We start from the raw sequence: 25,701 nt of genomic DNA, 5'->3' as shown, positions 1-25,701 counted from the left end.
TCGTATAAAAAGAAACCTTATCCGCCCCAAAATACAGACAATGGAGTTGTGCTAGATGCATGTTTGAAGAGTTTTTAAAGACTGTTTAAAGACTCTCTGAAGAATCATTCTGGAGAAAAAACCAGCCTCTCAATTCCTCCTATCAGTTTGGTTTGTCGTCCTTCAAAAATTAATCAAGACATTACAATCAACGCCTGTAAATAACCCGGATCTCGCCCTGGAAAACAAACTCAGTCTGTTTTCCCATGAATTCACGAACCCCTAGGTGTGGCTTCAAAACTATGTCTAAAGTGGTATTAATCAGAAACTTGCTAAATCGAGAGCTTCACTATCCCTTACAAAAAAGGAGAGAATTTCAGATTCTAGACAAAGTTTTCATAAAGTTCTCAGTGAGGGCTAGAAGCCTGTCCGTAATTTGACTATGATTTCGGGCAACACAGTATAAAGCTCCGTGATTTCACATAGTTTTAGATTGGTTCTGGCTTGGTTTTGGCTTGCGAGTTTTTCTCACAAAGTTTTTGCATAGTGCTTAAGGCGTGCGCTTGAGCGGTTTCCGAATCTGTCGGATGGTTGTTTAGGCAGGCCGCTAAGTCTTTAGGCAAGCGTTCTTGGAGCGGGCGATCGCCAAGGAATCAGTCTGCACTAAGTTCACAGCACTCGTTCATGCATCGCCAGTTTCCGACGGTGGGCAGTAGCCTTCGTTGTCTTGCTCTCGGTTTCCCAAGGCTGGGCACGTCTTCGCCTGGTTTCAGTTCATTAGTTGTGCATTGTTTTGCCGGAGGATAGTGTGAAAACTCCCGTAATTGCGATTGGATTAGATGCTGCTGACCCCGTGGTTCTTGAGGAGTGGATGTCTCAGGGGCATCTCAAGAATCTCAGTCGTGTCCGTGAGCAGGGGGCCTACGGTCGCTTAGAAAACATCGTGAACTACTGCGGTGTGCCGACACCCGCTGCTTCGACTGAGCGGCTGTGGGCTATGACCTGGACAGGCTGCATGCCTGACAAGACAGGCTTTTGGGGCACGTCCAAGTTTTATCCCGAAAGCTACGGCATTGACCGAGACATTCTCAAGGTCGGCTGCGATTTTGAGCAGAATCCTCCCTTTTATGCCCTTGGCGAAGACTATCGGGTATTTGTGCTAGACCCGCCGACTTCGGGACTGTCGAGCCAGGTCAACGGGCTTCAGGTTCTCGCGTGGGGCGGACATTATCCCTTCACTCCCAGTGTGTCTGTTCCCGCAGAGGTGCTGCCGGAAATGATTCGGGAATATGGGGAAAATCCGGTTCTCTACAAAGACGATGGCATCTGGTGGGACAAGGCTTACGAAAAGTGGGTTCCCGGCGCAATCCAAGAGAGCGTAGAGAAGCGTGCCCAGGTTTGCCGCGACTATCTCAAGAAAGAGGATTGGGATTTCTTCTTTGTTGGGTTTGGAGAAGCCCATACCGCTGGGCATGACCTCTGGTATACCCATCCCGATCATCCTGTATACGAATTCCACGGCAAGCCTGCGGGCCCGCTGATGCTGGAGGCGTTTGAGAATATCGACCGAGCGATCGGAGAGATTTTAGATGCCGTGCCAGAAAATGCCTACATTACGCTCTTTTCGCCCCACGGCATGGGCGCAAACTACACGGACTTGCTGAGTATGGCCGTGCTGCCGGAGATGATGTATCGCTTTAACTTTGGCAAGGCGGCGATCGCCCCAGGAAACCCCAGCGAAGAGCCAGGCCCGGTCATCAGCCATCCGTTCCGCAAGTCTTGGATGGGTGAAATGTGGGCGCGGAACTACGAGCAAAATCCCCTTAAGCGGGCGCTGCGTCCTTATCTGCCCAGCAAGCTTCTGCGCGATCGCCTGAATGGGTTGGAATCGCCCTACGTGCTAATGGAGCAAAACGCGCCGCTGTTCTGGATGCCAGCCATGTGGTATCGCCCGCTGTGGTCGCAGATGCGGGCCTTCGCGCTGCCCTACTTTGCCGATGGCCACGTTCGCATCAATGTCCAGGGGCGCGAGGGCAGTGGCATTGTGCCGCCGTCTGAATATGATGCCGTCTGTGAAGAGGTGATCGAAAAGCTTTGGAAGCTCAAGGATGCCAGAACAGGCAAGTCCATCGTGCGGCAAATTTCTCGCACTCGCCGCACGCCGTTTGACGAGGGCAATCTCTCGGATGCAGACATTGTGGTGGTCTGGGAAGAAGTGATTACCGATGTGGTAGACAGCCCCGACTTTGGGCGAATTGGCCCCATTCCCCACTTCCGGGCGGGCGGGCATCGGTCTAGAGGATTCTTCATGGCTCAGGGGCCGGGTATTGCTCCTAATTCCAGCATTGAGCGCGGTCAGGCACTCGATATTGCGCCGACGATTTTGGGTCTGCTGGGTGCGCCCATTCCCGATCGCCTGGATGGAACGCCGCTGCTGGAAGTGTCCTCCGTTCGGTCGGCGGCTATTCGGTAAGAGACTTCTATCATCCAGACTTCCACATTCATGAATTGAGGTGCGGGCTGTGGAGGCGATATCGTCGCACTTGCAGCCCGTCCTGCCTCATAAGCAACCGATTTTGCAGATCTACCCTAGCGCTTCCTATGAATCCCGAAGTCTCTGTTATCATCCCTGCTTACAACACTGAGTCGTATATCGCACGGGCGATCGCCTCGGCCCTGAACCAAACCCTGCACAACATCGAGGTCATCGTCGTAGACGATGCCTCGACCGATAGCACAGCAGAGGTCGCCAGACGCTTTCAAGATGAGCGGGTTCGGGTCTTTGTGAATGACCGGAATATGGGGGCAGCAGGCGCTCGCAATCGCGCTCTGCGAGAAGCCCGAGGCAACTGGATTGCTGTGCTAGACTCCGATGACTGGTACGCCCCGGAGCGCCTAGAACGTCTTCTCCAGGTTGCCCAAGCAGAACAGGCAGATATGGTAGCCGACGACCTGTACTACGTGCAGGATGGCAGCGACACCCCTCTAAGCACGTTAATCCAGGGAAGCGGGCACGCAATTACAGAAATCCGCCGAGTCGATCCGGTCTTCTTTGTGGAAACCGATGTCTACGGACAGCAGGGGCTACACCTGGGATTGAGCAAGCCGCTGATGCGCCGTCAGTTCTTGATTAAACACGGCATTGAGTATGACCTCTCGCTGCGCCTTGGGCAAGACTTTTGGCTGTATATGAACTGCCTGATCAATGGCGCACGCTATTTTCTCGTGCCAGAGCCATATTACTACTATCGCTTCCGCCCCAACTCCTTGGTCAAGCAGAGCAAAATTGCTCGACTAGACGGCTACTGCCGCGCAACACAAAGCTGCTTGCAAAAGGAGCAGGTCAGGAGTAATCCTCGTCTCGTGCGATCGCTCTCTCACAATCTTGCCGTCTTCAAGCGCAACCGAGCCTACTATCGGGTCGTTGAACCACTGAAGCAACAGCAGTATTTCAAAGCCATGCTTGCCGCAGTGCAAAATCCCTATTTCTTTGTGCATTTTGCAGGGCAGCTTAGCAACATTCTGCAAAGACGCTGGCGCTACTATTTCCAAAAGAATACGCTGGCCTACGAAACTCGCTTATCCAATCAATAGTTCTCAATAATTCTCAATAGTTTCAATCACTCAACCAATCGCAATTCTCGCCAAAGCCTTTTATCTAGGGGGTCTAAGTGGGCAGATGAAAGGGAGATTGCAGCAGAGACTCGATTTCGACATATCCAAAGAGGATCGCTATTGACGATGGGAAAGCGGCTGCTTGGAAATTCACTCTCAATCTTTGCGACGCGCCTGACCCAGAGCATCACAACCTTTGCCCTCAGCGCCTTCATTGCTCGCGTATTGGGCGCATACGAGCTGGGTCAATACCTCCTCGCCTTTGGATATTATTTCATCTTCATGAGCCTTGCCTCACAGGGCTTTAAGGTTTTGTTCACGCGAGAGTTGTCTCGCAATCCAGAAAAAGCGCCAACCTACCTAGTAAGCGGTACCCTGCTGCAACTTTTATTCAGCACCATCGCCTACGCGGTTTTGGTACTTGTTATATATCTACTCCCCTATCAAGATGACACAACGCTGGTGTGTTATGTCATGGGGCTGACTATCTTTCCATTCTCTTTATCAAACATATCAGAGTCCATCTTCCAAGCAAAAGAGAAGATGTATCTGATTACTGCCACTACAGTTCCAATTTACATTCTGCGGCTGCCCCTCATGATTTGGGCGATGCAGGCAGGATATGGAGTCATGGGGCTGAGTTTGGTGATATTTCTCTCGGAAATACTCATCTTACTGTTTCAGTGGGGGTTGATGTTGAGATCCGTCATTCCCTGCTGGAGGGTTGACCAAGCCTTCATCCGACAATCAGTGCAGTCGGTGCGAACCTTTGTAGCAATAGAAGGCGTTTCAGTGATCAATGCTCGGATGCAGATTCTCATTCTTTCTGTACTAGGAGGAGAGGTTATCGTCGGGCTTTATGGAGCCATCATGCAGTTGATGCAACCTTTCGATATTTTATCGACTAGCCTGACGGTCGGTGTTTTTCCAAGCATGTCAAAGGCAGTAGATCTCGGTTTCCAGAGGCAACAACAGCTTGCTGAAATAAGTATTGAGATGTTGTTAATGGTGTCCTTGCCACTGGTCACGGCGCTGATTTTTTTTGGCAGAGAATTGCTAAATCTGGTTTATCATAGACCCGATTTCGGAAATGCTGCGGTTCCCCTGGCTATCGTGTCGCTGGGATTAATTGCGTCCTCATTTATCCGTCCTTTAAGCCATCTTCTGGTTGCCAATCGCCTCGAACGGATCAACATGCGCGAGGTGATTGTGACCACTACCCTAATGGGCATTACGGGTATTCTTTTAATTTCTCAGTTTCAACTGATGGGGGCGGCGGTTTGCGTTTTGCTCATGAGATTCATTAGTCTTGGTCAATACGTTTATGGCGTTTCATTTAACTTGTTCTCGGTTCGATTTTGGAAAATCCTCAAGCGTCCACTTTTAATTACAATCCAGATGACGCTTGTGTTTTGGATTCTTGAAAATTATGTTCAAGAAATTTTGAGGATTACCATCATTTCAACAGTCATTTATTTTTTGCTTGTGGGTGCGCTGGCTATGTTTCAAGCAGGTGGAGTCAGGACGATTTACGCAAAGCTTTTGCATAAATAGGCGGGGGTACTGATGAAGGTTGTTCTATTACACTTTTGTTTTACCGAATACACGGTTGGGCTTGCCAACGGGTTAGCGAATTATGTTGATTTGACCTTGATTCATCCGGAGAAGATTTCTACGGACTGTCGTAAAGCGCTCGATCCACGAGTCCAGGTGCGGACGTTCGCAAAGCCTCGGATTCGAGATCCGCGCAATATATTTTCGATGGTGGAGATGATGCGACTGATTCGGGAGGCTCAACCCGACGTGCTGCATGTACAAGAGACAAACGACTTTTGGTATGACCTGACACTGCTGTTGAACAAGATGCCGCCGCTGGTGACCACGATTCACGATGTGTTTCGACATCCGGGCGATCGCGACAATGTATGGGGGTCTGAATATACCCGGCGCATCGCGTTCTACAAGTCGCAGGCGCTGATCGTCCATGCCAATCCGCTCAAAGAAGCCCTAGTGAACCAGTTTCGAGTGTCGGGCGATCGCATTTTGGTCTTACCCCACGGCGAGATTGGCAGCTTTTTCCAAAAATGGGCGGATGGCGTGCATCTGCCGCGCGAACCCCACACCCTGCTGTTTTTTGGTCGCATCTGGCCTTACAAGGGCTTGAAGTATCTGGTAGAAGCCATGCCGCTGGTAGCAGAGCGCTTCCCCGATGTGCGACTGATTGTTGCGGGGCGGGGGGAAAACCTGAGCCAGTATTTTTCTGGGGAACCGGACCCCCGCCAGTTTGAAATTTTGAACGAGTTTATTCCGCTCAAGGCGGTGGCGGGGCTATTTCAGCGCAGCACTGTGGCAGTCTTGCCCTATGTCGAGTCTTCCCAAAGTGGCGTGGCGGCTGTGGCGTTTGCGATGGGAACCCCTGTGATTGCCTCTAATATTGGCGGGCTAGCAGAAATGGTCAACCACGGGCAAGACGGGCTGCTGGTTCCCCCCGGAGACAGCCGCGCCCTAGCAGACGCAGTCATTCACCTGTTGGGCGATCGCGCATTACAAGAGCGCTTTGCCACTGCTGGTCTGGCCCGCTGCCAGACTGACCTGAACTGGTCCAATATTGCGGCAAGCACCGTGGAAATCTATCAACGGGCGATCGCCGCAAAACGATAGATCGTTAGACCGTTAGACCGATAGACCACACTCAATAGCCCTGAGGCCGATGTTCTTAATCCCTTCCTCTGGGGACTGACCTCACACACGCTTCGGGCTGTTTTTCCCAAAGTTTCTAAAGTTCTAGAGTCTGTAAACCCTTGTAAAATCTCTCTACCGAAACCATCATGGCTCGTCATCGAACTCCATCGGTTCTACGCTGGCGATTTGTCAGCAAATCCCTTCCCAAGTGGCTCATTGTGCTGGCGCTGGCGCTGCTGTTTCTCTTCTTCAGTGCAACGGTTGCCTACTCTGCCTACAAAGCACACCGCCGCCGCCCGCCCGATCAGGTGCATCTCGCCTGGATCAAAGATCCCGCAACCACCATGACTGTCACCTGGCGCACCTACCGAGACTACACCCCCTCCTACGTGCAATATCGCCCGAAGGGCGCTGAAGAGTGGCAAGAGTGGGTAGGGGTCCACCGTCCCTCTGGCACAGAGGGCATGTTGCATGAGGTCACTGTTGAAGATCTGTTGCCCAACACTGAATACGAATACCGCGTAAAAGGGGACTATTGGTCAGTCTGGAGCGATATTTACACGTTCCGCACTGCTCCGGCGGGGGGCGCAAGCGAATTTGATGTGGTATATGTCGCAGATACGGGACTGGTGGGTCGTAAGGACGGCCTCTCGACCGGAACCCAGCAAATCATCGACGAAATTGCCAAGCTGAATCCCTTGCTTGTGCTGGGTGGAGGCGACTATGCCTACTACGATGGCGACAAGCGCTTTCGACCGCTCGATCGGGCAATCGATGCCTGGTTTAACCAGATGATGCCCGTGGCCAGCAAGGCCCCGCTGATGCCGACCTATGGCAATCATGAGGCTATGCTGGAGGAGAACATTGATCTCTGGTCGCAGCGCTTTCCCACGCCCGATGGGTTTGACCACAACCTCAACTACTCTTTTGACGTGGGCAACGTCCACTTTATCTCTCTGTTCACGATTTTTGAAGAGCAGGGCGTTTCTAATGCAACCCTGAAGTGGCTGGAGGAAGACATTCAGGCCGCGCAAGCCGCAGGCAAACAGTGGATTATTCCGTTTACCCATGTGTCTGCTTTTGCTGAGGGCAAAAGCCATCCATCCAACCTGGCGCTGCGGGCGCAGCTTGGGCCATTGCTCGAAAAATATGGTGTGAAGCTGATTGTCTCTTCCCATGACCAGGCCTATGAGCGAACTTACCCGCTGGTCAATATGCCCCAGTCCATCACCGCAACCTCTACTTCCAAATCTTGCTACACCCTGGAAGATGGCGTGACCTGGCTCAAGTCCAGTCCTGGCGGCAAAAAGAGCAACAAAAGCGGCTCGTTTTCAATCTTTCAGAGCGACACTGCGCCCCCCTGGACTGCCTACCGCAACAACACGATGCATGTGTTTACGCAGCTTCATTTCACGCCGGATCAGCGATTGCAGGTCAAGACCTACGGCATAACTGGCGATGGCAAGCCGCCCGTGGTGCTGGATGCGTTTGAGTACACGACAGGGCGTTGTGGCGCGTGATGGTTTAGCAGTCTATTTAGCGGTCTACGCTGTTTTAGTGGTCTACGCTGTTGGCGCTGGATTCGCGAGGTCTATTGCTTTCGCTTGCGGCGCAGGCCAACCCCCAACACGCCTGCGCCGACCAGCCCCAGCAGGCTGGAGGGTTCAGGAGTGGGGGCGATCGCCACGTCCAGATCCTTAAAGGATACGCGAGTCTGCCCCAGTCCATCGACCCCAGAGAAGCCCTCCGCTCCCAGACCCTTGGTTAGGGTAACGCCGTAGGTCGGGTCGGATTCTAGGCTAGTGCCCGTGGCCGTGGTGCTAGTGCTGCCAAATAGGGCGATCGCCGTGTTGGTAAAGGCCCGCTGGTTGGTCCAGTTGCCCAGATCGTCGTCAAAATAGCTAAAGACGTTTTCCGTGTTGGGAATCTCACTTGGAACCTCGCTGCCTTTAAGCGAGGTTTTGCTGCCAAAGGTTGCCGTCTTCGTCAGTGGGTCGTAGGTGTCGCCTTCGGTCAGGTAGGTAGCCTTTACGCCAGAAATCGTCCAGTTGCCGTTCTTCTCACCCGGCTCCGCGCCAGTCAGGTCAGCAATGAACACGCCGTTCTGACCCAGCACCTTGAAGTTGACATCCTCCGTGTCGGTGTCCGTCACCACCAGCGCTGTGTTTTCGTCCACCCCAAAGGCGGTGTCAATTCCCAGGTCAGACGCAAGGCGAATGATGCGTCCCTGCCGCCCCCGTTCGCTAAAGTGGCTGTCTAAGATGCCGTAGTTAAAAAAGCCCAGCCCGCCCAGGGGGTTGTAGTAGAGCGTGTTGTCGAAGGGCGGGCTGCCAATCAGGCTGTTGGAGCCATCGCGCAATCCTTCGTAGCTTTCGCCGTTGGTAATCATTTCAGTACCGGGCTGCACGGCGGTTCCGGCGCTGGTGCCAGCAATGACTGCGCCTTTGGTGAACTGGTCACGCAGGGATCGGATGAGCGCCGTGTCGGTGCGGCTTTGAGTGGCGACGTTTTCGTTAAAGAAGCACTCGGTAATGAAGGACTGGTCGCCACCTGTGAAGACAAAGGCGTTGCGGCTGCTGATTTGATTGGCGATCGCCGAACTGCTGTCGTTCTTGTAGCCCGCGCAATCACTCACCGTAATGGGAACCCACTCTACATCTACGCTGTCGCCATAGAGCGCCTGAAAATCTTCGATGTAGAACCCGGCAGATCGCGCAGGGTTGCTGCTGGCCGTCGAGATGATGCCGATCTTTGCATTGGACAGCCCACCCGCCAGATTCACGATCTCCTCGTAAATGGAAACGCCGTAATCTTCTTCGATGCCGCCGCTGCCTGGAAATGCCCAGTTTCCACCAACCAAAACCAAAGACCCGGCCAGCGCTGGTCCAAACTGAGCTACACCAACACAGGTCAAGCTCAGCGCGACAGCGGCTTTAGTAATCCAATGCATAAAAATGACTCAAGTGCCTGTAAGTGAGGGAATGCAAGTGCATCGCTTGGGTGCAATACTCTGCGGGCTAGAATATCACCCTCCTCTCTGATTTCAAGCGAAAGGACTCCTAAAGAAATTTAGTTTGGTTCAATCTGCTACCTGGAGGCGTTTCGAGACGCGCCTTTTGACGGTTCTGGGTAGCAATTTGTACAGATCTTGGCATGACAGATCTTGGCATGACAGATCTTGGCATTTACGCATTGGTGTGGGTGCTGCTGGGTGCAGCGGCAGTTCCATCGTGAAGCAGCCCAAACCGCGGTAAGGCAAGCACAAAGGTCGTCTGACCTGGAGCGCTTTGAACCGACAACTGCCCCCCGATGAGCGTGGCCAGCTTTCGAGCCAGCGCCAGGCCCAGGCCCGTGCCGCCATATTTCCAGGGGTCGTTGTTGGGAATGCGATAGAACTTTTCAAAGATGCGATCGCGCTCTTGTTCAGGAATTTCCACCCCAGTATTCGTCACGCAAACCCGCAACTGACCAGGAACGGATGCTGCTTCTGCGGATGTTCCAACCTGTTCTCGGGTGTGTTCTCGACTCAGTTCCCCGCTTTGTTCTCTAACCTGTTCTTGCTCCTGTTCAATCGAGACTTGAATCTTGCCTCCAGCAGGCGTGTACTTGCAGGCATTGTGCAACAGTTCCGAAAGAATGCGCTCCAGATAGTTTAGGTCAGTCGTCAATGGCTTCAGGTCGTCTGGAACCTGGATTTCCAAATGCTGGTGCTGCTTATGGACGTATTGCAAAAATGGCTCGGCAATGTGGGGCAGGATGTCGCGCAGGTTCACCGTCGTCCACAGGAGCGGCTCTGTTTCTGAGTCGATGCGGGCCAGGTCGAGCAGGTCATTGACTAGGCTGGTTTCGCGGAGGCTTTCTTCTTTGAGAATTTGCACGAAAGGAGCGGCGTGTCGGAGCAGTTGAGCGGCCAGTGGCTCGGTCACGCTGTTGGTCATGTCGCGCAGAATGATTTCGAGCATCTGCGTCGCCATCGAGATATTCGACAGGGGCGTTCGCAGCTCGTGAGACACCGTATTGAGAAAGTCGTCCTTGAGCCGGTTGAGGCGCTCTAGCTCAGCAACCTGGGTCTGGGCGGCTTGAAACAGGCGGGCCTGGCGAATGGCGATCGCACATTGAATCGCGACCTGTTCCGCTAGGCGAATTTCTGGCTCCGTAAACACCCGCTCCGGCGGGCACACCAGCGTCAAGATACCCAGATTGCCGTGTTCGTCGGTAATGGGGCAGCGAAACAGACCGACCCAGCCCGCCAGCGGGTGCTGCCCGCAGGTGTGCGTCCAGGAACGGGCTTGTAGGCAAACTGCCAGCTCATAATGCTCTTCGCAGCGAAACTCGGCTCCTCGAATCGGCGGCAAACTAGTCGGAAATTCGTAGGCAATTCGATAGGACTGGCCGTCGCTGCTAAAAAAACCGACTTCACAGGTAGACAGGTGGAGTTGCTCGGCGAGTTCTTGCACCGCCGTTTGCAAAATCTGATGCTCGTTGAGGCTGTCGCGTAGGCGATCGCTAATGCGGCGCAGCAGGGCTTCATAATTGAGCGATCGCTCCAGTTCTGCCGTGCGCTGCTGCACCTTGTCTTCTAGGTTCAGGTTCAACTGCCGCACTTGGTTGTAGAGTTCTGCCTGCTGGAGGGCGATCGCCAATTGATCAGCGATGTGTTGCAACAGGTCTGCTTCGCTGGGCTGCCACTGGCGATGAGTTTCGCAGCTATGCACAATCAGCAGCCCCCAGAGCGTGGGCACCTCTGGCGAGCCGTCTAAATTGTCAGCATTGTCAGCGTCGTCCACCAAATTCTTGCCCTTGGTGGGCTGATCCGAGGGCTGGAGAGAGTTTCGCTGCAAAATCGCCGCCACCATTTTGGACTTGACGCGAAACTGCTGCATGTAGTCTGCCAGGCACCCAGCCCAAGCATCCTGGCGCACATCGGGAACCAGCCGCGTCTTGTGCTGCTGATAAAAGTCGCGACAGCTGCCCCCAAAGCACCGATCTTCCAGCTTCATCTCCAGAGTCAGCGGATAGGCCGGGTTCAGCGATTCTTGGATCACCACACCCACCTCAGCGCTGATCAGCCGAAAGATCAGCGCTCGATCGACTTGGAGAACCCGTCGCACCTCATCTACCGCCGTCGCCAAGATTGTGTCTACACTGAGCGACCGGCGGATGCGCTGAGTAATGCCCCGCAAAACCTGTTCGCGCTGGATTTGCTGGTGGAGCAGTTCCTCTATCTGCTGGCAGTTTGCAGAGCAATTCGCTTCGGATGGGCCGACCTCCCGCAACGCAATCAGGCACAACTCCGGCAAGGCATGACTTGCGATGCCGTAGGCAATTCGTCGAGCGGTGCAACCCTGCACAAACCAATCAAGTTCACCTTTGATTGGTTCCGCTGCGGCCCGGTGGGACTCCTGGCTCCGCTGCAAACTGGTCCAGAGAACCGCAGGCAGCACCTCTACAGCAAGCTGCCCCACCAATGCTTCGCGCGATCGCCCCAATAGTTTGCAAGCCGCTGCATTGCAGCCCACGACGCAGCCCCTGGCATCAATCGCCACCACCCCGTCTAGAGAATCATCAAACAGGGCCCAGAAGGGCTGAACGTCAAATGGCATAAGCACGTTACGCAAGCATCTTGCAGACAGAGCATCTCAGACCAGGGCTTGCTTTAATAAATCCAAGAAATCTAAAAAAATCCGAAAAAGTAACGTTTGCCCCAAAAGCGAATCTATCCGGCAGTTTTTCAGTGAATAAAGTCAAAAACGCTGGAACCTTTGAGACACGTCCGAGACAGTTGGTGTAAAGTTCTATTGCCTCTATAGAAAAGTCGGCACTTCGATCTTATCTCAGAAGATGCGATGGCTCTTGGGTTGCGTCTAACGCATCAACCGCACTAATTACCCACCCTAGATCAGCAACCACCAATATCCAATTGGCGATTTGGGGTTGGCGATTTTGGATAATCCGTCAAGCGTCTATCGCCCCTGCTAGTCCGGCAGCACAATGCAAGCGTCGTCTTCCCAAACTACTCCGCAGGCATCACCCTCGGCAGGGGCGGTTGCTCCTCCAAGCTGCGTTGCCATCAGGGGGCCCACCGGCGTATCCAACCTGCATTCCCAGACCTGGCCAATGTAGGTGACCTGGCGAATCGTCGCGGCGATCGCCCCCGGTGCATCTGCCACCCCTAGCCGCACGCGCTCTGGCCGCAGCATGACGGTCGCTGCATCGCCCACGGTCAGCGGGGTTCCAGTAGACAGCGCCCGGATAGGAAAGCCATTGAGGGCGATCGCCGCCCATTCGCCCTCGATCGCCTGCACCGTGCCTTGCAGAAAATTTGCCTTGCCGATAAACTGCGCCACAAAATGCGAAGCGGGTCGGTTGTAAATGTCTTTCGGGCTGCCCAACTGCTGCACTTGGCCGCTGTGCATCACGGCAATGCGATCGCTCAGGGACAGCGCCTCTTCCTGGTCATGCGTCACGTAGATAAAGGTCAGCCCCGTCTCGCGCTGAAGCTCTCGCAGTTCTTGTCGCACCTCTTCCCGAATCTTGGCATCCAGCGCCGACAGCGGCTCATCTAGCAGCAGCACCTTGGGCCGGCTGATTAGCGCCCGCGCCAGCGCCACCCGCTGCTGTTGCCCGCCCGAAAGCTGCGACGGACGGCGATCGCCCAGCCCCTCAATCCGAAACATCCGCATCGCCTCTGCCACGCGCGGTTCTGCCTCTGCCCGCGCCACGCTTGCAATTTGCAGCGGATAGGCAATATTTTCCGCCACCGTCATGTGGGGAAACAGCGCATAGCTCTGAAACACCGTATGCACCGCCCGTCGGTAGGGCGGCAGCGTAGTCACATCCTCACCACCGATGCAAACCTGCCCATACTCTGGAATCTCGAATCCGCCAATCAGCCGCAGGGTGGTTGTTTTGCCCGACCCGCTCGACCCCAGCAGCGAAAAAAATTCCCCCGGCTGCACCGCCAGCGTTACGTCTTTCACCGCGTAGACTTCCTTCTGTCCACTGCCGTAGATTTTGCTGACGCGATCGAGGGAGACGATGGGTTGGGAAGGCATGGAGAGGGGTTGGGGATGGAGGAGTGGAAGAGTTGGAAAGGGTTGCTGGGGATATAGACAGCCGCTTCACGCCATCAGCCGTCTCGCTGCGCCTGCTGGCTCAACAGCACCAGGACGGTACTCACAGTTAGAATCAGGGTGGCGATCGCCGCAATTTCTGGCGTGATGTTGGTGCGGAGGCGACCCCAGATCTCCATCGGCAAAGTATTGTCGCGGCCAGTAAGAAAAATAGTGACGACAACTTCATCAAAGGATAGCGTGAAGGCCAGCAAAGCCCCAGCAACCACGGCACTGCGAAGGTAGGGAAACAGCACATCGCGAAACACCTGAACGGGCGTGGCTCCCAGGTCATAGGCGGCTTCTTCCAAGCTGCGGGGAAACTGGCCCAGGCGCGTCAGCATTGGCCCCAGCGCCACGGGCAAGCCAAAGATGGCATGTCCCAAGATCACGGTCCACAGCGACAGCGGCAGTCCCAAATCCGAGAAATAGGCCAGCATCGCCACGCCCGTCACAATTCCCGGCAGCAAGATCGGCAGATTCAGCGCAATGCGAAAGGCATTTTTGCCCCAAAACTGGTAGCGATAGATCGCAAAGGCTGCCAGCAGCGCAAAGACGGATGCCAGCACCGTCGCCACCGCCGCCACCCGAATCGAGTTGCCCAGCGCCACGCGCATCGCTGCATCTTCCAGGGCCGTGCGATACCAGCGCAGGGTAAAGCCCTGAAACGGCAGCGACAGAATGCGCGAGTTGTTGAAGCTCATCAGCACCAGCACACCGATGGGCAAATATAGAAAGCCGAATACCAGCACGGCCCAAAGCCCCAGCGCCCAGGGGCGACGCTGCGTTTGGCGGGGGGCGATCGCCCCTGCATCCATTGCCCCTGCATCCATCAATGGGTTTTCAAGTGCCATAACGTGAGTGCCAAAACCTCTAGCGCCATACCAAACTTATATCGATTTTGGATTTTGGATTGGCGATTTTGGATTTTGGATTGGCGATTTTGGACTGCCGATCAAGTATCTGTGAAACTTCTAGCGCTTTCATCGCTCAGGCTGTTTGCAGGAATTGAGAGGGTGCATCCCACTTTTGTAACCCTCACCCTAAATCCCTGTCATGGGATTTTGTCAAGGGTAGCTACACAACTCCAGAGAGGAACGAGGAAGCGCCCTCTAGATCACAACTAAGACGAGTTTGAATCACAGCAGCGGAACAATCATGGGAAAGAGGACTGCTCAAGTCCAGACTGAGCGAAACGAGGCGACAACAACCAGTCATTCGTAGTCACAGTCGTAACTGTGCCACAGTTTCCTTGTTCGCTGTCCTCATAGGCTGCGCCGCTCCCACTAAAACATAGTCAGAGAATGCCTACCGGGATGTAGACGCGGTCACAGCAAGACAGATTGTTTAGGTTCGTTACGACAGCCTGAGCAGTGTGGGGGGATCACCTCCTGAAGGATGGATGAGAATTTGGGTGAGGCAGTTGGCTTGTTTCATAGCCCGTTTGAGACCGTTCTCCTTTGCGAAACGCGGCTCGAATTCAGTCCCAGTTGCTGGGCTTTCATCCGAATTTGATGCTTAATCGTTGTTCGTTCTTGCACCAGTTGGCTGCGTGTTCGGCTCAGCATTCGTCGTTCTTCCTGGGCTGGAGTCGGGACTCGCAGACCTCGCAACCGTTCAGCCTCCAATTGGGTCGAGAGTTTCTCCGCATCCCGTTTGTCCGTCTTGACCCGGTTGTGAACCGCCACCTCCACGGCTGCGGGATGGACAACCCGATTATCGATGCCCCGACGATTCAATTCTCGATGCAGAACAAACCCTGAAAACCCTGCTTCGTATACCGTATGGATGTTTCCTCCTGGAAAATACTTCAACAACTGCGCTGCCAAATCGGCGGGTTTAGCGGTCGTACTCCACTTTTTGACAATGACTTGGTTAACACGAGCAACAACTACATAAGTTTTCTTATGCACATCAATGCCGACGTAAATCTGCTCGCCGTCATAAGATTGGACTGGTGTGGTGTTTTTCATCCGATTCTCCTGTGCTTGAGCTTGGTAACTTCAAGGTATCTGGAGAGCGGCATTTTTGATCAAACACCACACTAGCCACCATAAGAACACTAATTCCCCCTTAATCAGGGGAACTTCTAGAGAGGCTTGGTTTTCCCTTAAGCTTGGATTGGCAAACCTGGACTTTATCGCTCTACTGCTTAAACGCCTCGGAGCTCCTAACTTCTGGAAACAGCGCTGGATACCACTGGCAGTAGTCGTCGATGAATTGGACAGTCGCTTTAGCAGGTTGTGGGTCAACTATTGGCTGCACCTCGCGTTCATTGCTTTGCTCTGATGATTGCTCACCTAGTGTGACAGAAGAGCGGTTAAATCATTGTCGCGTTCCCAAACCCCAAATCCAAAATCCGAAATCCAAAATCCAAAACCCAAAATCTCCAACCCTGCCTACTCCGGCGGTGGCAGGGGCGCAACGGGTTCGGTCGATTTTTTCAGCGTCAAGTTCAGATCATAGCGGGTGGTGCGATCGCCCTCGATGGCAGTGGTAATGCCGAGCGATCGCATTCCTGTCAGAAAAATCTCGGTGCCATTAGGCAAATTGGGCAGGGGAAAAGGTGTGTCGCTCGTGAGCAGCCGCTCAATATCGATAAAAAACTGCCCGTTTGGGCTGTTAAGGCTGGTCGTAGTGGCGGCAACAAAGTCTGGGTCGTTGGCTAGGGGCATTTCGGACTGGGGCAGTAGGTTGGGGAGCGTACCCGTACCCAGAGTCAAAAAGGCGGTGTTGTTATTCAGCCAGCCGTGGGTTGCGTTGATCGAGCCAAAGGGCGATGCCCAGCCGACCACAGGTTGTCCGCCGACCTCCGCTTGGGTGACGCGAAACCGATAGCGACTGCCCATTACCTCGTCTAACCTGGCGAGGGCGGCTTCTGCTGCGGGGCGATCGCTCGTTTCGGCCAGCCAGGCCAGTGACAAACGGCGATCGCCCGTCGCATCGGGCTGCGGCAACAGCGCCAGGGCAAATTCACCATTCATCCAGTCCACCAGATCCGTTTCCAGGTTCAGCCCAGTCGTGCTGAGCAGCCCTTCACGCAGCATATTGGGATTCAGCGGATTGCGCGGATTGACCACGCTGCCCTGCTGGCTATAGCCCTGCCAAAACTGCTGGAAGCTGCTGCCCGAAACCACCATCAGCGCATCATCTGGCAATCGCTTCGGCAAATCTCCGGCATTGTTGACCACCCGATAGCGATTCTGGCTGTCAGCAGGTAGCCAGTTAAAACCCCGCAGTTGCACCCCTGTCTCGGTAAGACGGGCACTGGCAACCAGTCCTTGATTATTTTGCAGGGGCGTTAGACCCAACAGCGGCGCGGGCTGGATAGAATTCGCAGCGGCGATCGCCTTTGCCTGGGGCCCGTTGACATACAGCCGCGCAAAGGGTTCAGGCACCGCCGTTTGGGCCAGGGCCAATGAATAATTCGGCAACTGAGTCAGTGCCTCGCCGCCCTGATAGGTGTCGATCGCCCGTTCAATCGCTGAAGCCGTGTCCGACAGCAGCACCAGCCGATCCTCCAGCACTGCCGCGCTGAGGGTCTGTCCGTCGGTTCCCGCGAGGGTACGGAGGGCAATACCCTTGTGGCTGCGAGCAGAAGCAGATGCGCCCGCCCCTAGTCGCGACAGGCTTTGCTGCGCCTTTTCGGCATCTTCGATCGGCAAGATCCAGAGGGCAGGTGGTCTTTCGGTTTCTGCCGCTGGAGCCAGCAGCACCAGCGTCACCTCGTCGCCCACCCAGGGCTGAATGTCTTGAGCATAGCGATAGCCCTTGGACGTGAGCAGGCGATCGCGCCAGTTCACCAGCGCTTGATCGAGTCGGGCGCGGGTCTGGGGCGTGCCAAATTCACGCAGTTGTCGCCACTGCGCTGGGCGGGTAGAAATCGACAGCGCCAGCAGCGCATCGCGGGGGGCGGCTTCCAGCCCAGCGGGTACATCGGAGACTGCGCCCGGTTTGGGCTGGCGAGAGAGCCAGTAGCCCAGCCCGCCGCCTGCTATCAGGGCGATCGCCGCCCCAGTCACCAGCCAAGCGCCTGCACTTTTCCCTTTGGGCTTTTTTGGGTTCATGTCTGTCTTTCCTTTCATAGCCGATGCTGCGTCCCGGCTATATCTATTTGGGATTTTTTGGATTTTGGATTGTCGATTTTGGCAGGGTTTTCTGGCTTCACGACATCTGGGACAACATCTGCCAACCCATTAACTTTTTACCAGGATAGCGAGGAAGCAGGGCAATGCAGACGGCTTTCGCCCCGACCGCTGCTGTAGCATAGGGTTGCACGGCATCGCAAAGAGGCAGGTTAAATCGTGGCATTTGCAGTTGGTTTGGCTGCGTTTTTCATCACGCTGGCGCTGGTGCAGGCGGTAGTCTACTTCCCGATTGCATTGGTCAACCATTTGTTCCATTGGCCTATATGGCTGGCGATCGCCCTCGGCGCAATGCTCTTTTCCTGGCTGCTGGGGGAACCGTGGGACGAGCCGTACTAGAGCGAGTAGACCAGACCTGCTTTGAACCCGTTTCCCTAGCTGCGCTGGGTCTGCCGCTGGCGAATCGCGTCGAGCGTGCCCGCTGGAATCGCGTTAATCAACTGGCGGGTATAGGGCTGCTGGGGCTGGCGATAAATTTGCTCTGCCGGGCCGATTTCTTCAATGCGGCCGCGATTCATCACCATAATGCGATCGCTCATGAACTTCACCACGCTGAGGTCGTGGGAGATGAAGATGTAGGTGAGCTTGAATTCTTCTTGCAACTCCTTCAGCAAATTCAGCACCTGCGCCTGCACCGACACATCCAGCGCCGACACCGACTCGTCGCACACCACAAAGCGCGGGTTTAGCGCCAGGGCGCGGGCAATGCAGATGCGCTGCCGCTGCCCACCGGAAAATTCGTGGGGATAGCGGTTGCTCCAGCGCGGGTCTAGACCGACGCGCTCCAGCAGGTAGGCGACGCGCTCTTGGCGGCTGCGGGCATTGCCGATATTGTGAATCTTCAGCGGCTCCAGCACGGCCGCACCAATGCTGATGCGCGGGTCGAGGGCGCTGAAGGGGTCTTGGAAAATAATCTGCATATCGCGGCGAAGTTGTCGGAGCTGGCGCGGCTCTAGGTGCGTCACATCTTGCCCGTCGAAGAAAATCCGTCCGCCCATCGTGGGAATCAGCCGCAGCAGCGCCCGCGACAGGGTTGATTTGCCGCAGCCCGACTCGCCCACCAGCCCCAGCGTTTCACCCGGATACACCTGAAAGGTCACGCCGTTGACCGCCAGCAGATAGCGCTGGGTTTTGCCAAACAGACCGCGCACCGGAAAGCCGACTTCCAGATTTTCTACAGACACTAAGGGCGATCGCCCCTGCAAGGTAGCCAGGCGCTCCTGGCTCTCGGCATCGCTGATTTCGTCGCTGAGCAAAAGCAGGCGATCGCGATCCATCGGTTTCTCGGTGATGGCGATCGCCCCGTCAGGCCCAGTCTGCACCTCCATAAAGTCTGCCACCGTGGGCAAAAAGCGGAGGCGGCGATCAGGCTGGGGACGACACGCCAGCAGCCCCCGCGTATAGGGATGCTGCGGGTTAGAAAAAATGTCCATCACCGGGCCCATCTCCATCACCCGCCCGCGATACATCACCGCCACCGAGTCGGCAATTTCGGCAATAATGCCCAGGTCGTGGGTAATGAAAATAATGGACATATTGCGGCGATCGCGCAATTCTCGCAGCAAGTCCAGAATCGTCGCCTGCACCGTCACATCCAGCGCCGTCGTCGGCTCATCGGCAATCAGCAGCACCGGATTGCAGGAAATCGCCATCGCAATCATCACCCGCTGGATTTGCCCGCCGGAGAGTTCATGCGGATAGCGGTCGAGCATCGCCTGCTTTTGGCGGATCACCTCTTGCTGAATTTGGCGATCGCTCAGTTCCCGCTCAGTCACGCCCGATCGTCCCACCGCAGGCACGCGCTTTTGCCAATCCTCCACCACGCGCCGCTCCAGTTCGGCATCGCTGGGCAACAGCCGCACCTCTTGCAACAGCCCCATCGCCCGCCGCCGCGCCTCAGCCTCGGAAATGTCCGTATGCTGTCGAATCGCCTCCACAAGCTGAAACCCACAGGTATAGACCGGGTTCAGCGAACTCATCGGCTCCTGAAAGATCATTGAAATCTTGCCGCCGCGCAGCCGTCGCCGCTGTTCTTCGCTCAGCGTCAGCAGGTTCACGGGGTCTGCCTCCGGCGACTCGCGAAACCAGATTTCGCCTGCTGTCACTCGCCCCGCCGGCCGCGGCAGCAGCCCCATCACCGCCAGCGAAGTCACCGACTTGCCCGACCCCGACTCGCCCACAATGCCCAGCGTCTGCCCCGGACGCACCTGAAACGAAATGTCGTCAACCGCTACGTTCAGCCGATCTTCGGTTTTGAACTGCACCTGCAAGTTGCGGACATCAAGCACCGGCGCGGAATCAACAACATTTGGCATGGCGAACGATCCAAAGGATCAATGAGTTTGCAGATACCTGTAATTCTAGTGATTCTAGCAGCGTCGGCAAGAAATCCCCCACGCCTCCAGCCACGCCTGCGATCGCGCCTTCGTATGGATGGAAAGTTTGAGGTTTGATACCCCGCCGCCCCAAAGGGTCTAGCAGCATTTTTTGTTTTCCATAAAAATAAACATCGTTTGAGACTTGAGCCGTAATTTGCTACGGTTTATTACAGATAAATAAACAAATGTTGGGTTTTGTTTACAAAGCTCTTTGACATTTTGGGTTCCTGACCCCACTGACCTTTTACGGATTGCTCAGCGTATTGGTTGCGGATTGCCCGGAGTGTTTGTACTGGGGAACTAGATCAGGTTGGCAGCAGTGATTTGACGCTCATCGTTCGTTGACCTGAGCAGGGGCGATCGCCCATCAGCCCCCCATATCTGAACTCCGCATTAACGTGCGTCCACCAATTCCGTCAGGATAGTTCCATCAGGATAGATAGATGAACTGGACAAAGCGACCTGTATAGTAAGGTCAAGTTGAGTTTTGCTACATCCGCCCCTTAGTCTAGATTGCTCTTGCAGGCAGGTAGTTTCATGTCATCGACCGTTGCACCCGACCAGGTTAATCGCATTGTCTGGAACCAACACCACGACCCCTTCGAGGTACTTGGTCCCCACCAGATCACACAAGACGACAAAACGGTTTGGGTTGTTCGCGCCTATCTGCCAAGCGCCGACGCCGCCTGGGTAGTGTGCCCCGAAGAGCGCACCGAATACCCAATGGAAAGCACTCACCATCCCCACTTTTTCGAGTGCCTCCTCGATCGTGCAGAACTCTCCAACTATCAACTTCGCATCAAAGAGGGCGACCACGAGCGCGTCACCTATGATCCCTACGCCTTCCGCTCGCCACTGCTGACCGACTTCGACATCCACCTCTTTGCCGAAGGAAACCATCACCGAATCTACGAAAAACTTGGCGCACACCTCACCGAGGTCGATGGAGTTAAGGGCGTATACTTCGCCGTCTGGGCACCCAACGCCCGAAACGTCTCTGTGCTAGGCGATTTCAACTGGTGGGACGGTCGCAAACACCAAATGCGCCGCATTGGCAATGGCATCTGGGAGCTATTCATCCCAGGATTGGGCGCAGGCACTCACTACAAGTACGAAATCAAAAACCAGGAAGGGCATATTTACGAAAAATCCGATCCCTACGGTTTTTTTCAAGAAGTCCGTCCCAAGACTGCCTCCATCGTGGCAGACCTAGAAACCTATGAGTGGCAGGATCAAGATTGGATCGAAAAGCGCCGCCAGACCGATCCGCTGACTCAGCCTATTTCGGTCTACGAAGTCCACCTCGGTTCCTGGCTCCACGCCTCCTCTGCCGAACCTTACATCCGCCCCGATGGCACCGAAGAGCCGCCTGTCATTGTCGCGGATCTCAAGCCGGGCGCACGCTTCCTGACCTATCGCGAACTTGCCGATAAGCTCATTCCCTACGTCAAGGAATTGGGCTTCACCCATATCGAACTACTGCCGATTGCCGAACATCCCTTTGATGGCTCCTGGGGATACCAAGTCACAGGCTATTACGCTGCGACCTCGCGCTACGGCTCTCCCCAAGACCTGATGTATTTCATCGATCAGTGCCACCAAAATGGGATTGGCGTGATTGTGGACTGGGTTCCGGGTCACTTTCCTAAAGATGGACATGGACTGGCACTATTCGACGGCACGCACCTCTACGAACACGCCGATCCCCGGAAGGGCGAACACAAGGAGTGGGGCACGCTGGTCTTCAACTACTCTCGTAACGAAGTTCGTAACTTCCTCGTTGCCAACGCCCTGTTCTGGTTCGACAAGTATCATATTGACGGCATCCGGGTTGATGCGGTCGCCTCTATGCTGTATCTCGACTATCAGCGTAAGCCTGGGGAGTGGGTGACCAACCAGTATGGCGGTCGAGAAAACGTGGAAGCAGCAGACTTCTTGCGCCAGATGAACCACGTTATTTTCAGCTACTTTCCTGGCATCCTCAGCATTGCCGAGGAATCGACGACCTGGCCGATGGTATCTTGGCCCACCTATGTTGGCGGGCTTGGGTTTAACCTGAAGTGGAACATGGGCTGGATGCACGACATGCTGGATTATTTTCACATGGACCCGTGGTTCCGCCAGTTCCACCAAAACAACATCACCTTCAGCATTATGTACGCCTTCAGCGAGAACTTTATGCTGGCGTTTTCTCATGATGAGGTGGTGCATGGAAAGAGCGCCATGATCGGCAAGATGCCAGGAGATGAATGGCAAAAGTATGCCAACTTGCGATGCCTGTACACCTATATGTACACGCATCCAGGCAAAAAGACGCTGTTTATGAGCAACGAGTTTGGCCAGTGGAATGAGTGGAACGTGTGGGGCGACCTAGAGTGGCATCTGCTGCAATACGAACCGCACCAAAAGCTGAAGCACTTTGTAAGCAAGCTCAACGAATTCTACCGGAGTGAGCCAGCGCTCTATACGCAAGACTTTTCCTACGACGGTTTTGAGTGGATTGATTGCAACGACAATCGCCACAGCGTTGTATCTTTCATTCGCCAGAGCAAAGATCCTCAGGAATATGTGATTACGGTCTGCAACTTTACGCCCCAGCCTCACGCGCACTACCGCGTCGGTGTGCCAGAACCTGGGTTCTACCGCGAATTGTTCAATAGCGATGCTCGCGAATATGGTGGTAGCAACATGGGCAACTTGGGCGGAAAGTGGGCCGATGAGTGGTCGTTCCACGGTCGTCCTTACTCGATCGATCTTTGCCTGCCGCCGTTGGGGGTGCTGGTGCTGAAGGTCGATCGCATCAAGACTCGTGAGATTGCGGGTTCGGAGCCACCGGAGGAATCACCTTAGCGAATCTCCTAAGCCAGTTTTTGTGTCATTTACAAGTAGAGATTGATGGCGATCGCCCCCCATCAGGCTTTGCGTACTGACAGTGTGCCGACAGGGTTCGTGTCTATTGTCGGCGCAGGCCCAGGGCTGCCAGATTACCTGACCTTGCAGGGGCGCTCGCGCTTGGAGCGGGCTGAAGCGGTTGTCTACGATGCGCTCGTTTCTCCAGATTTGCTCGACCTTGCGCCAGCAAGCTGCCAGCGTATTCACGTTGGAAAGCGCGGGGGGCAGCCCAGCCTCAAACAATCAGAAATCGATCGCCTTCTGGTTGACCTGTGCCAGCAGGGGCTACAAGTGGTTCGACTCAAAAGCGGCGACCCGTTTATCTTTGGGCGCACTGCGTCTGAGATTCAGGCATTGAACGCAGCAGGCTGTCGCTTTGAAGTCGTCCCTGGCATTTCCTCAGCCCTGGCAGGCCCCCTGCTGGCGAGTATTCCGCTGACCGACCCGGTGCTAAGCCGTAGCTTTGCCGTGGTGAGCGCTCATGAGCCAGATGCGCTGAATTGGCCGGCGCTGGCGGGAATAGATACGCTGGTTGTGCTGATGGGAACCCAGCAGCTTGCGGTCGTTGTGGAGCGGTTAATTGCCAACGGGCGATCGCCCCACACCCCCATCGCCATTATTCGCTGGGCCGGGCATCCTCAGCAGCAAGTGTGGACAAGCACGCTGGAAGCGGTTGTACGACAAACCGCCCACGAAGCGCTGTCACCCGCCGTCATTACAATTGGTGAAGTTGTCGCCCTCCGCCCCTATCTTGCTCCCCCGTCCTCAGCCCAAAATGGAGTTAGCTCAATTCCCTCGTCACCTGCAACCGCGCCCGTGTCCGACTCCACCTTGCAGATAAACTCTCCAGCAGATCAGCCCATGCCGCTGCCCCTCTCCGGCAAAACAGTAGTGGTAACCCGCGCCGCAGGTCAATCCAGTTCCTTTACACAACTCCTGCAAGCCCAGGGCGCAACCGTGCTAGAAATGCCGACTCTGGAGATAGGCCCGCCCTCAAGCTGGGATGCCCTCGATGGGGCGATCGCCCATCTGCCCAAGTTCCAATGGCTGATCTTGACCTCGACCAACGGAGTCGATGCCTTCTTCGAACGCTTGTTTGCCCAAAATCAAGACTCCCGATCCCTACACGGAGTCAGGATCGCCGTGGTTGGACAAAAAACAGCTGCACGACTTCAGCATTACGGCATCCAGCCCGACTTTATTCCGCCAGATTTTGTGGCCGATGCCCTAGTCGAGCATTTTCCCGAACCTCTGCAAGGGTTAAACATTCTCTTCCCCAGAGTCGAAACGGGCGGTCGAGACGTTCTCGTCCAGGCTTTTACCCATAGTGGCGCAACAGTCGTTGAAGTCCCCGCCTACGAATCAGTTTGTGCAAGAGCGATCGCACCAGAAGTGCAGCAAGCCTTTCACAGCGAACAAGTCGATGTCATTACCTTCGCAAGCTCGAAAACTGTACGCTGCTTCAAGCAACTTTTTACCGATTTTTGTCAATCCCTAGAGGCTGATTCAGTTCTACTATTGAACTCCGTCGGTCTAGCATCCATCGGTCCCCAAACCTCACAAGCTTGCCAAGTTGCGTTTGGCCGAGTGGATATCGAAGCAGAAGAGTATACTTTGGAGGGATTGACACAAGCAATAGTCAAATGGGCAAAGAGTTCCTAAACAAACAGGGTAAATCTATGAGCGATCGCAGCTATAGTTCTACCCGGAGTGCGCCACCCCGCACAATTGGACTCACTGGCGGCGTTGGGATGGGAAAAACCACAATTTCAAACTATCTAGCAACAGTCCGACAGCTTCCAATACTAGACGCTGATGTATACGCACGAGAAGCAGTCGAACCTGGGTGTTCTGTCCTTTATGAAATTGTGGAACGCTACGGGCCAAGTATCCTCATGCCCAATGGACGACTCGATCGCGCCCGACTCGGAGAAATTATCTTCCATAGTCCGCCAGAGCGTCTTTGGATCGAGCAGCGCATTCATCCCTACGTGCGCGATCGAATCACCGCAGAGCTACAGGAATTGGCGCGGCGGCGAGAGGCGATCGCAGTCGTCGTCGTACCACTCCTATTCGAAGCCCGCATGACAGATCTCGTCAACGAAATTTGGGTTGTCAACTGCTCCCGCGAACAACAAATCGAACGACTCACGCAGCGAGATATAGAAGGCTCTGGCAGCAGCCGCCTCAGCCTAGAACAAATCCACGCTCGCATCGACAGCCAAATGCCAATCAGTCAGAAAATCTGCCACGCCAACGTCATCATTCAAAACACCTCAACCCTGGACGATCTGTTCAAACAGATCGACTGGGCACTCCAACACGCATCAGAATCATCAGCCTCTTGACGCTAGGCAGCAGATAGCGATTCATCAGAATCACTATCACTTCCATCACGCACAATATCCAAATCAATATCCAGCACTGTCATCGACAGCCCAGCCTTCGGAACATTGCCGTTGCTTGAAATGTAAGGATTAGGTTCCAAATTTCCCGTACAAATAATTAAAGATCCCTTCTTCAAATACGGGAGCTTGCGCCAGGCCGCAGACCTCTCCCAAATACTTAACGACACCGTAAAAGACTCATCGCGATTTCGAGGACTACGAACGTAAAGCGTTGCCTCAGCAACCTGAGCCTTCTCTCCATTCCGCAAATCAACCGTTTTCATCTGAGCATCAGCGCCCAAATTACCACTAACAATCCACTTGTTCAAACCAACACTTGCCATAATGACGCACCCTGAGTGTGAAAAGCCTTGATAAGGCTATTATTCCCCCCAAAGCAAAAGACGTAACAGGGTAATTTACATAACAGGGCAATTTAAACGAATAAACCAAAAGCCCCTCGGATAAGTACCTCCGAGGGGCTTTTGATAATCGCCCTGGCACCGAGCTA

Annotated in this window: 17 protein-coding genes; 9 read left to right on the top strand and 8 right to left on the bottom strand. The window is 54.7% G+C overall.

Translation table 11 applies throughout. The features are described from left to right. Window positions 1–787: 787 nt before the first annotated feature. The 5 genes from IGS16_RS16385 (at window position 788) to IGS16_RS16365 (ending at window position 7,796) form a co-directional block, all read left to right on the top strand. Window positions 788–2,452, top strand: coding sequence for an alkaline phosphatase family protein (locus tag IGS16_RS16385; RefSeq protein WP_297087227.1), 1,665 nt, complete (start codon window positions 788–790; stop codon window positions 2,450–2,452). Between the two features lie 128 nt (window positions 2,453–2,580). Then, window positions 2,581–3,573 carry a glycosyltransferase family 2 protein gene (locus IGS16_RS16380; RefSeq protein WP_297087225.1) on the top strand — a complete coding sequence of 331 codons (993 nt, stop codon included), beginning with the start codon at window positions 2,581–2,583 and terminating at the stop codon, window positions 3,571–3,573. 147 nt (window positions 3,574–3,720) lie between these two features. After that, complete coding sequence (locus IGS16_RS16375) at window positions 3,721–5,148, top strand: oligosaccharide flippase family protein (protein WP_297087223.1); 1,428 nt, start codon at window positions 3,721–3,723, stop codon at window positions 5,146–5,148. Window positions 5,149–5,160: 12 nt separating this feature from the next. Beyond that, the gene (locus IGS16_RS16370) at window positions 5,161–6,255 is read left to right on the top strand and encodes a glycosyltransferase family 4 protein (RefSeq protein WP_297087221.1); all 1,095 of its coding nucleotides are present in this window, start codon (window positions 5,161–5,163) and stop codon (window positions 6,253–6,255) included. A 167-nt stretch (window positions 6,256–6,422) separates the two neighbouring features. Continuing rightward, complete coding sequence (locus IGS16_RS16365) at window positions 6,423–7,796, top strand: metallophosphoesterase family protein (RefSeq protein ID WP_297087219.1); 1,374 nt, start codon at window positions 6,423–6,425, stop codon at window positions 7,794–7,796. 71 nt (window positions 7,797–7,867) lie between these two features. Here IGS16_RS16365 and IGS16_RS16360 read toward each other — a convergent pair whose 3' ends face one another. The 6 genes from IGS16_RS16360 to IGS16_RS16335 all read right to left on the bottom strand — a co-directional run bounded on the left by IGS16_RS16360 (window position 7,868) and on the right by IGS16_RS16335 (window position 17,455). Further along, window positions 7,868–9,226, bottom strand: coding sequence for a Type 1 glutamine amidotransferase-like domain-containing protein (locus tag IGS16_RS16360; protein WP_297087217.1), 1,359 nt, complete (start codon window positions 9,224–9,226; stop codon window positions 7,868–7,870). A gap of 235 nt (window positions 9,227–9,461) precedes the next feature. After that, window positions 9,462–11,879 (bottom strand): GAF domain-containing protein, encoded by a 2,418-nt coding sequence (locus IGS16_RS16355; protein ID WP_297087215.1) that lies wholly within the window; start codon window positions 11,877–11,879, stop codon window positions 9,462–9,464. A gap of 372 nt (window positions 11,880–12,251) precedes the next feature. Continuing rightward, window positions 12,252–13,331, bottom strand: coding sequence for an ABC transporter ATP-binding protein (locus IGS16_RS16350; protein ID WP_297087213.1), 1,080 nt, complete (start codon window positions 13,329–13,331; stop codon window positions 12,252–12,254). Window positions 13,332–13,405: 74 nt separating this feature from the next. Continuing rightward, window positions 13,406–14,242: an ABC transporter permease gene (locus IGS16_RS16345; RefSeq protein ID WP_297087211.1), complete on the bottom strand. Its 837-nt coding sequence runs from the start codon at window positions 14,240–14,242 to the stop codon at window positions 13,406–13,408. A gap of 579 nt (window positions 14,243–14,821) precedes the next feature. Next, on the bottom strand, window positions 14,822–15,361 hold the full coding sequence (locus IGS16_RS16340) for a transposase (RefSeq protein ID WP_297087210.1): 540 nt from the start codon (window positions 15,359–15,361) through the stop codon (window positions 14,822–14,824). A 426-nt stretch (window positions 15,362–15,787) separates the two neighbouring features. Continuing rightward, window positions 15,788–17,455 carry a DUF3352 domain-containing protein gene (locus IGS16_RS16335; protein ID WP_297087208.1) on the bottom strand — a complete coding sequence of 556 codons (1,668 nt, stop codon included), beginning with the start codon at window positions 17,453–17,455 and terminating at the stop codon, window positions 15,788–15,790. 237 nt (window positions 17,456–17,692) lie between these two features. Here IGS16_RS16335 and IGS16_RS16330 point away from each other — a divergent pair, with 237 nt between their 5' ends. Next, window positions 17,693–17,872, top strand: coding sequence for a hypothetical protein (locus IGS16_RS16330; RefSeq protein ID WP_297087206.1), 180 nt, complete (start codon window positions 17,693–17,695; stop codon window positions 17,870–17,872). 35 nt (window positions 17,873–17,907) lie between these two features. On the opposite strand, the gene IGS16_RS16325 is transcribed toward IGS16_RS16330, so the two are convergent. Then, complete coding sequence (locus tag IGS16_RS16325; protein WP_297087204.1) at window positions 17,908–19,848, bottom strand: ABC transporter ATP-binding protein; 1,941 nt, start codon at window positions 19,846–19,848, stop codon at window positions 17,908–17,910. A gap of 600 nt (window positions 19,849–20,448) precedes the next feature. On the opposite strand from IGS16_RS16325, the gene glgB reads away from it, so the two are divergent. From glgB to coaE, 3 genes are all read left to right on the top strand, one after another. Next, window positions 20,449–22,761, top strand: a complete 2,313-nt coding sequence (gene glgB / locus IGS16_RS16320) for a 1,4-alpha-glucan branching enzyme (protein WP_297087202.1) — start codon at window positions 20,449–20,451, stop codon at window positions 22,759–22,761. Between the two features lie 69 nt (window positions 22,762–22,830). Then, complete coding sequence (gene cobA, locus IGS16_RS16315) at window positions 22,831–24,465, top strand: uroporphyrinogen-III C-methyltransferase (RefSeq protein WP_297087199.1); 1,635 nt, start codon at window positions 22,831–22,833, stop codon at window positions 24,463–24,465. Window positions 24,466–24,482: 17 nt separating this feature from the next. Beyond that, a complete protein-coding gene (coaE, locus tag IGS16_RS16310; RefSeq protein ID WP_297087197.1) occupies window positions 24,483–25,151 on the top strand; it encodes a dephospho-CoA kinase in 669 nt (222 codons plus the stop codon). A 2-nt stretch (window positions 25,152–25,153) separates the two neighbouring features. On the opposite strand, the gene IGS16_RS16305 is transcribed toward coaE, so the two are convergent. Continuing rightward, the gene (locus IGS16_RS16305; protein ID WP_297087195.1) at window positions 25,154–25,534 is read right to left on the bottom strand and encodes a single-stranded DNA-binding protein; all 381 of its coding nucleotides are present in this window, start codon (window positions 25,532–25,534) and stop codon (window positions 25,154–25,156) included. Between the last annotated feature and the right edge of the window lie 167 nt (window positions 25,535–25,701).

Source organism: Thermoleptolyngbya sp. C42_A2020_037, from assembly GCF_015272455.1.
GTDB lineage: Bacteria > Cyanobacteriota > Cyanobacteriia > Elainellales > Elainellaceae > Thermoleptolyngbya.
The sequence above is the reverse complement of the archived record's forward strand: the minus strand, read 5'-3'. Positions and strand labels throughout refer to the sequence as shown.

Coding starts and splice junctions, on each gene's coding strand:
- IGS16_RS16380 (WP_297087225.1), top strand. CDS start 2,581: ATGAATCCCGAAGTCTCTGTTATCATCCCTGCTTACAACACTGAGTCG.
- IGS16_RS16375 (WP_297087223.1), top strand. CDS start 3,721: ATGGGAAAGCGGCTGCTTGGAAATTCACTCTCAATCTTTGCGACGCGC.
- IGS16_RS16370 (WP_297087221.1), top strand. CDS start 5,161: ATGAAGGTTGTTCTATTACACTTTTGTTTTACCGAATACACGGTTGGG.
- IGS16_RS16365 (WP_297087219.1), top strand. CDS start 6,423: ATGGCTCGTCATCGAACTCCATCGGTTCTACGCTGGCGATTTGTCAGC.
- IGS16_RS16360 (WP_297087217.1), bottom strand. CDS start 9,226: ATGCATTGGATTACTAAAGCCGCTGTCGCGCTGAGCTTGACCTGTGTT.
- IGS16_RS16355 (WP_297087215.1), bottom strand. CDS start 11,879: ATGCCATTTGACGTTCAGCCCTTCTGGGCCCTGTTTGATGATTCTCTA.
- IGS16_RS16350 (WP_297087213.1), bottom strand. CDS start 13,331: ATGCCTTCCCAACCCATCGTCTCCCTCGATCGCGTCAGCAAAATCTAC.
- IGS16_RS16345 (WP_297087211.1), bottom strand. CDS start 14,242: ATGGCACTTGAAAACCCATTGATGGATGCAGGGGCAATGGATGCAGGG.
- IGS16_RS16340 (WP_297087210.1), bottom strand. CDS start 15,361: ATGAAAAACACCACACCAGTCCAATCTTATGACGGCGAGCAGATTTAC.
- IGS16_RS16335 (WP_297087208.1), bottom strand. CDS start 17,455: ATGAACCCAAAAAAGCCCAAAGGGAAAAGTGCAGGCGCTTGGCTGGTG.
- IGS16_RS16325 (WP_297087204.1), bottom strand. CDS start 19,848: ATGCCAAATGTTGTTGATTCCGCGCCGGTGCTTGATGTCCGCAACTTG.
- glgB (WP_297087202.1), top strand. CDS start 20,449: ATGTCATCGACCGTTGCACCCGACCAGGTTAATCGCATTGTCTGGAAC.
- coaE (WP_297087197.1), top strand. CDS start 24,483: ATGAGCGATCGCAGCTATAGTTCTACCCGGAGTGCGCCACCCCGCACA.
- IGS16_RS16305 (WP_297087195.1), bottom strand. CDS start 25,534: ATGGCAAGTGTTGGTTTGAACAAGTGGATTGTTAGTGGTAATTTGGGC.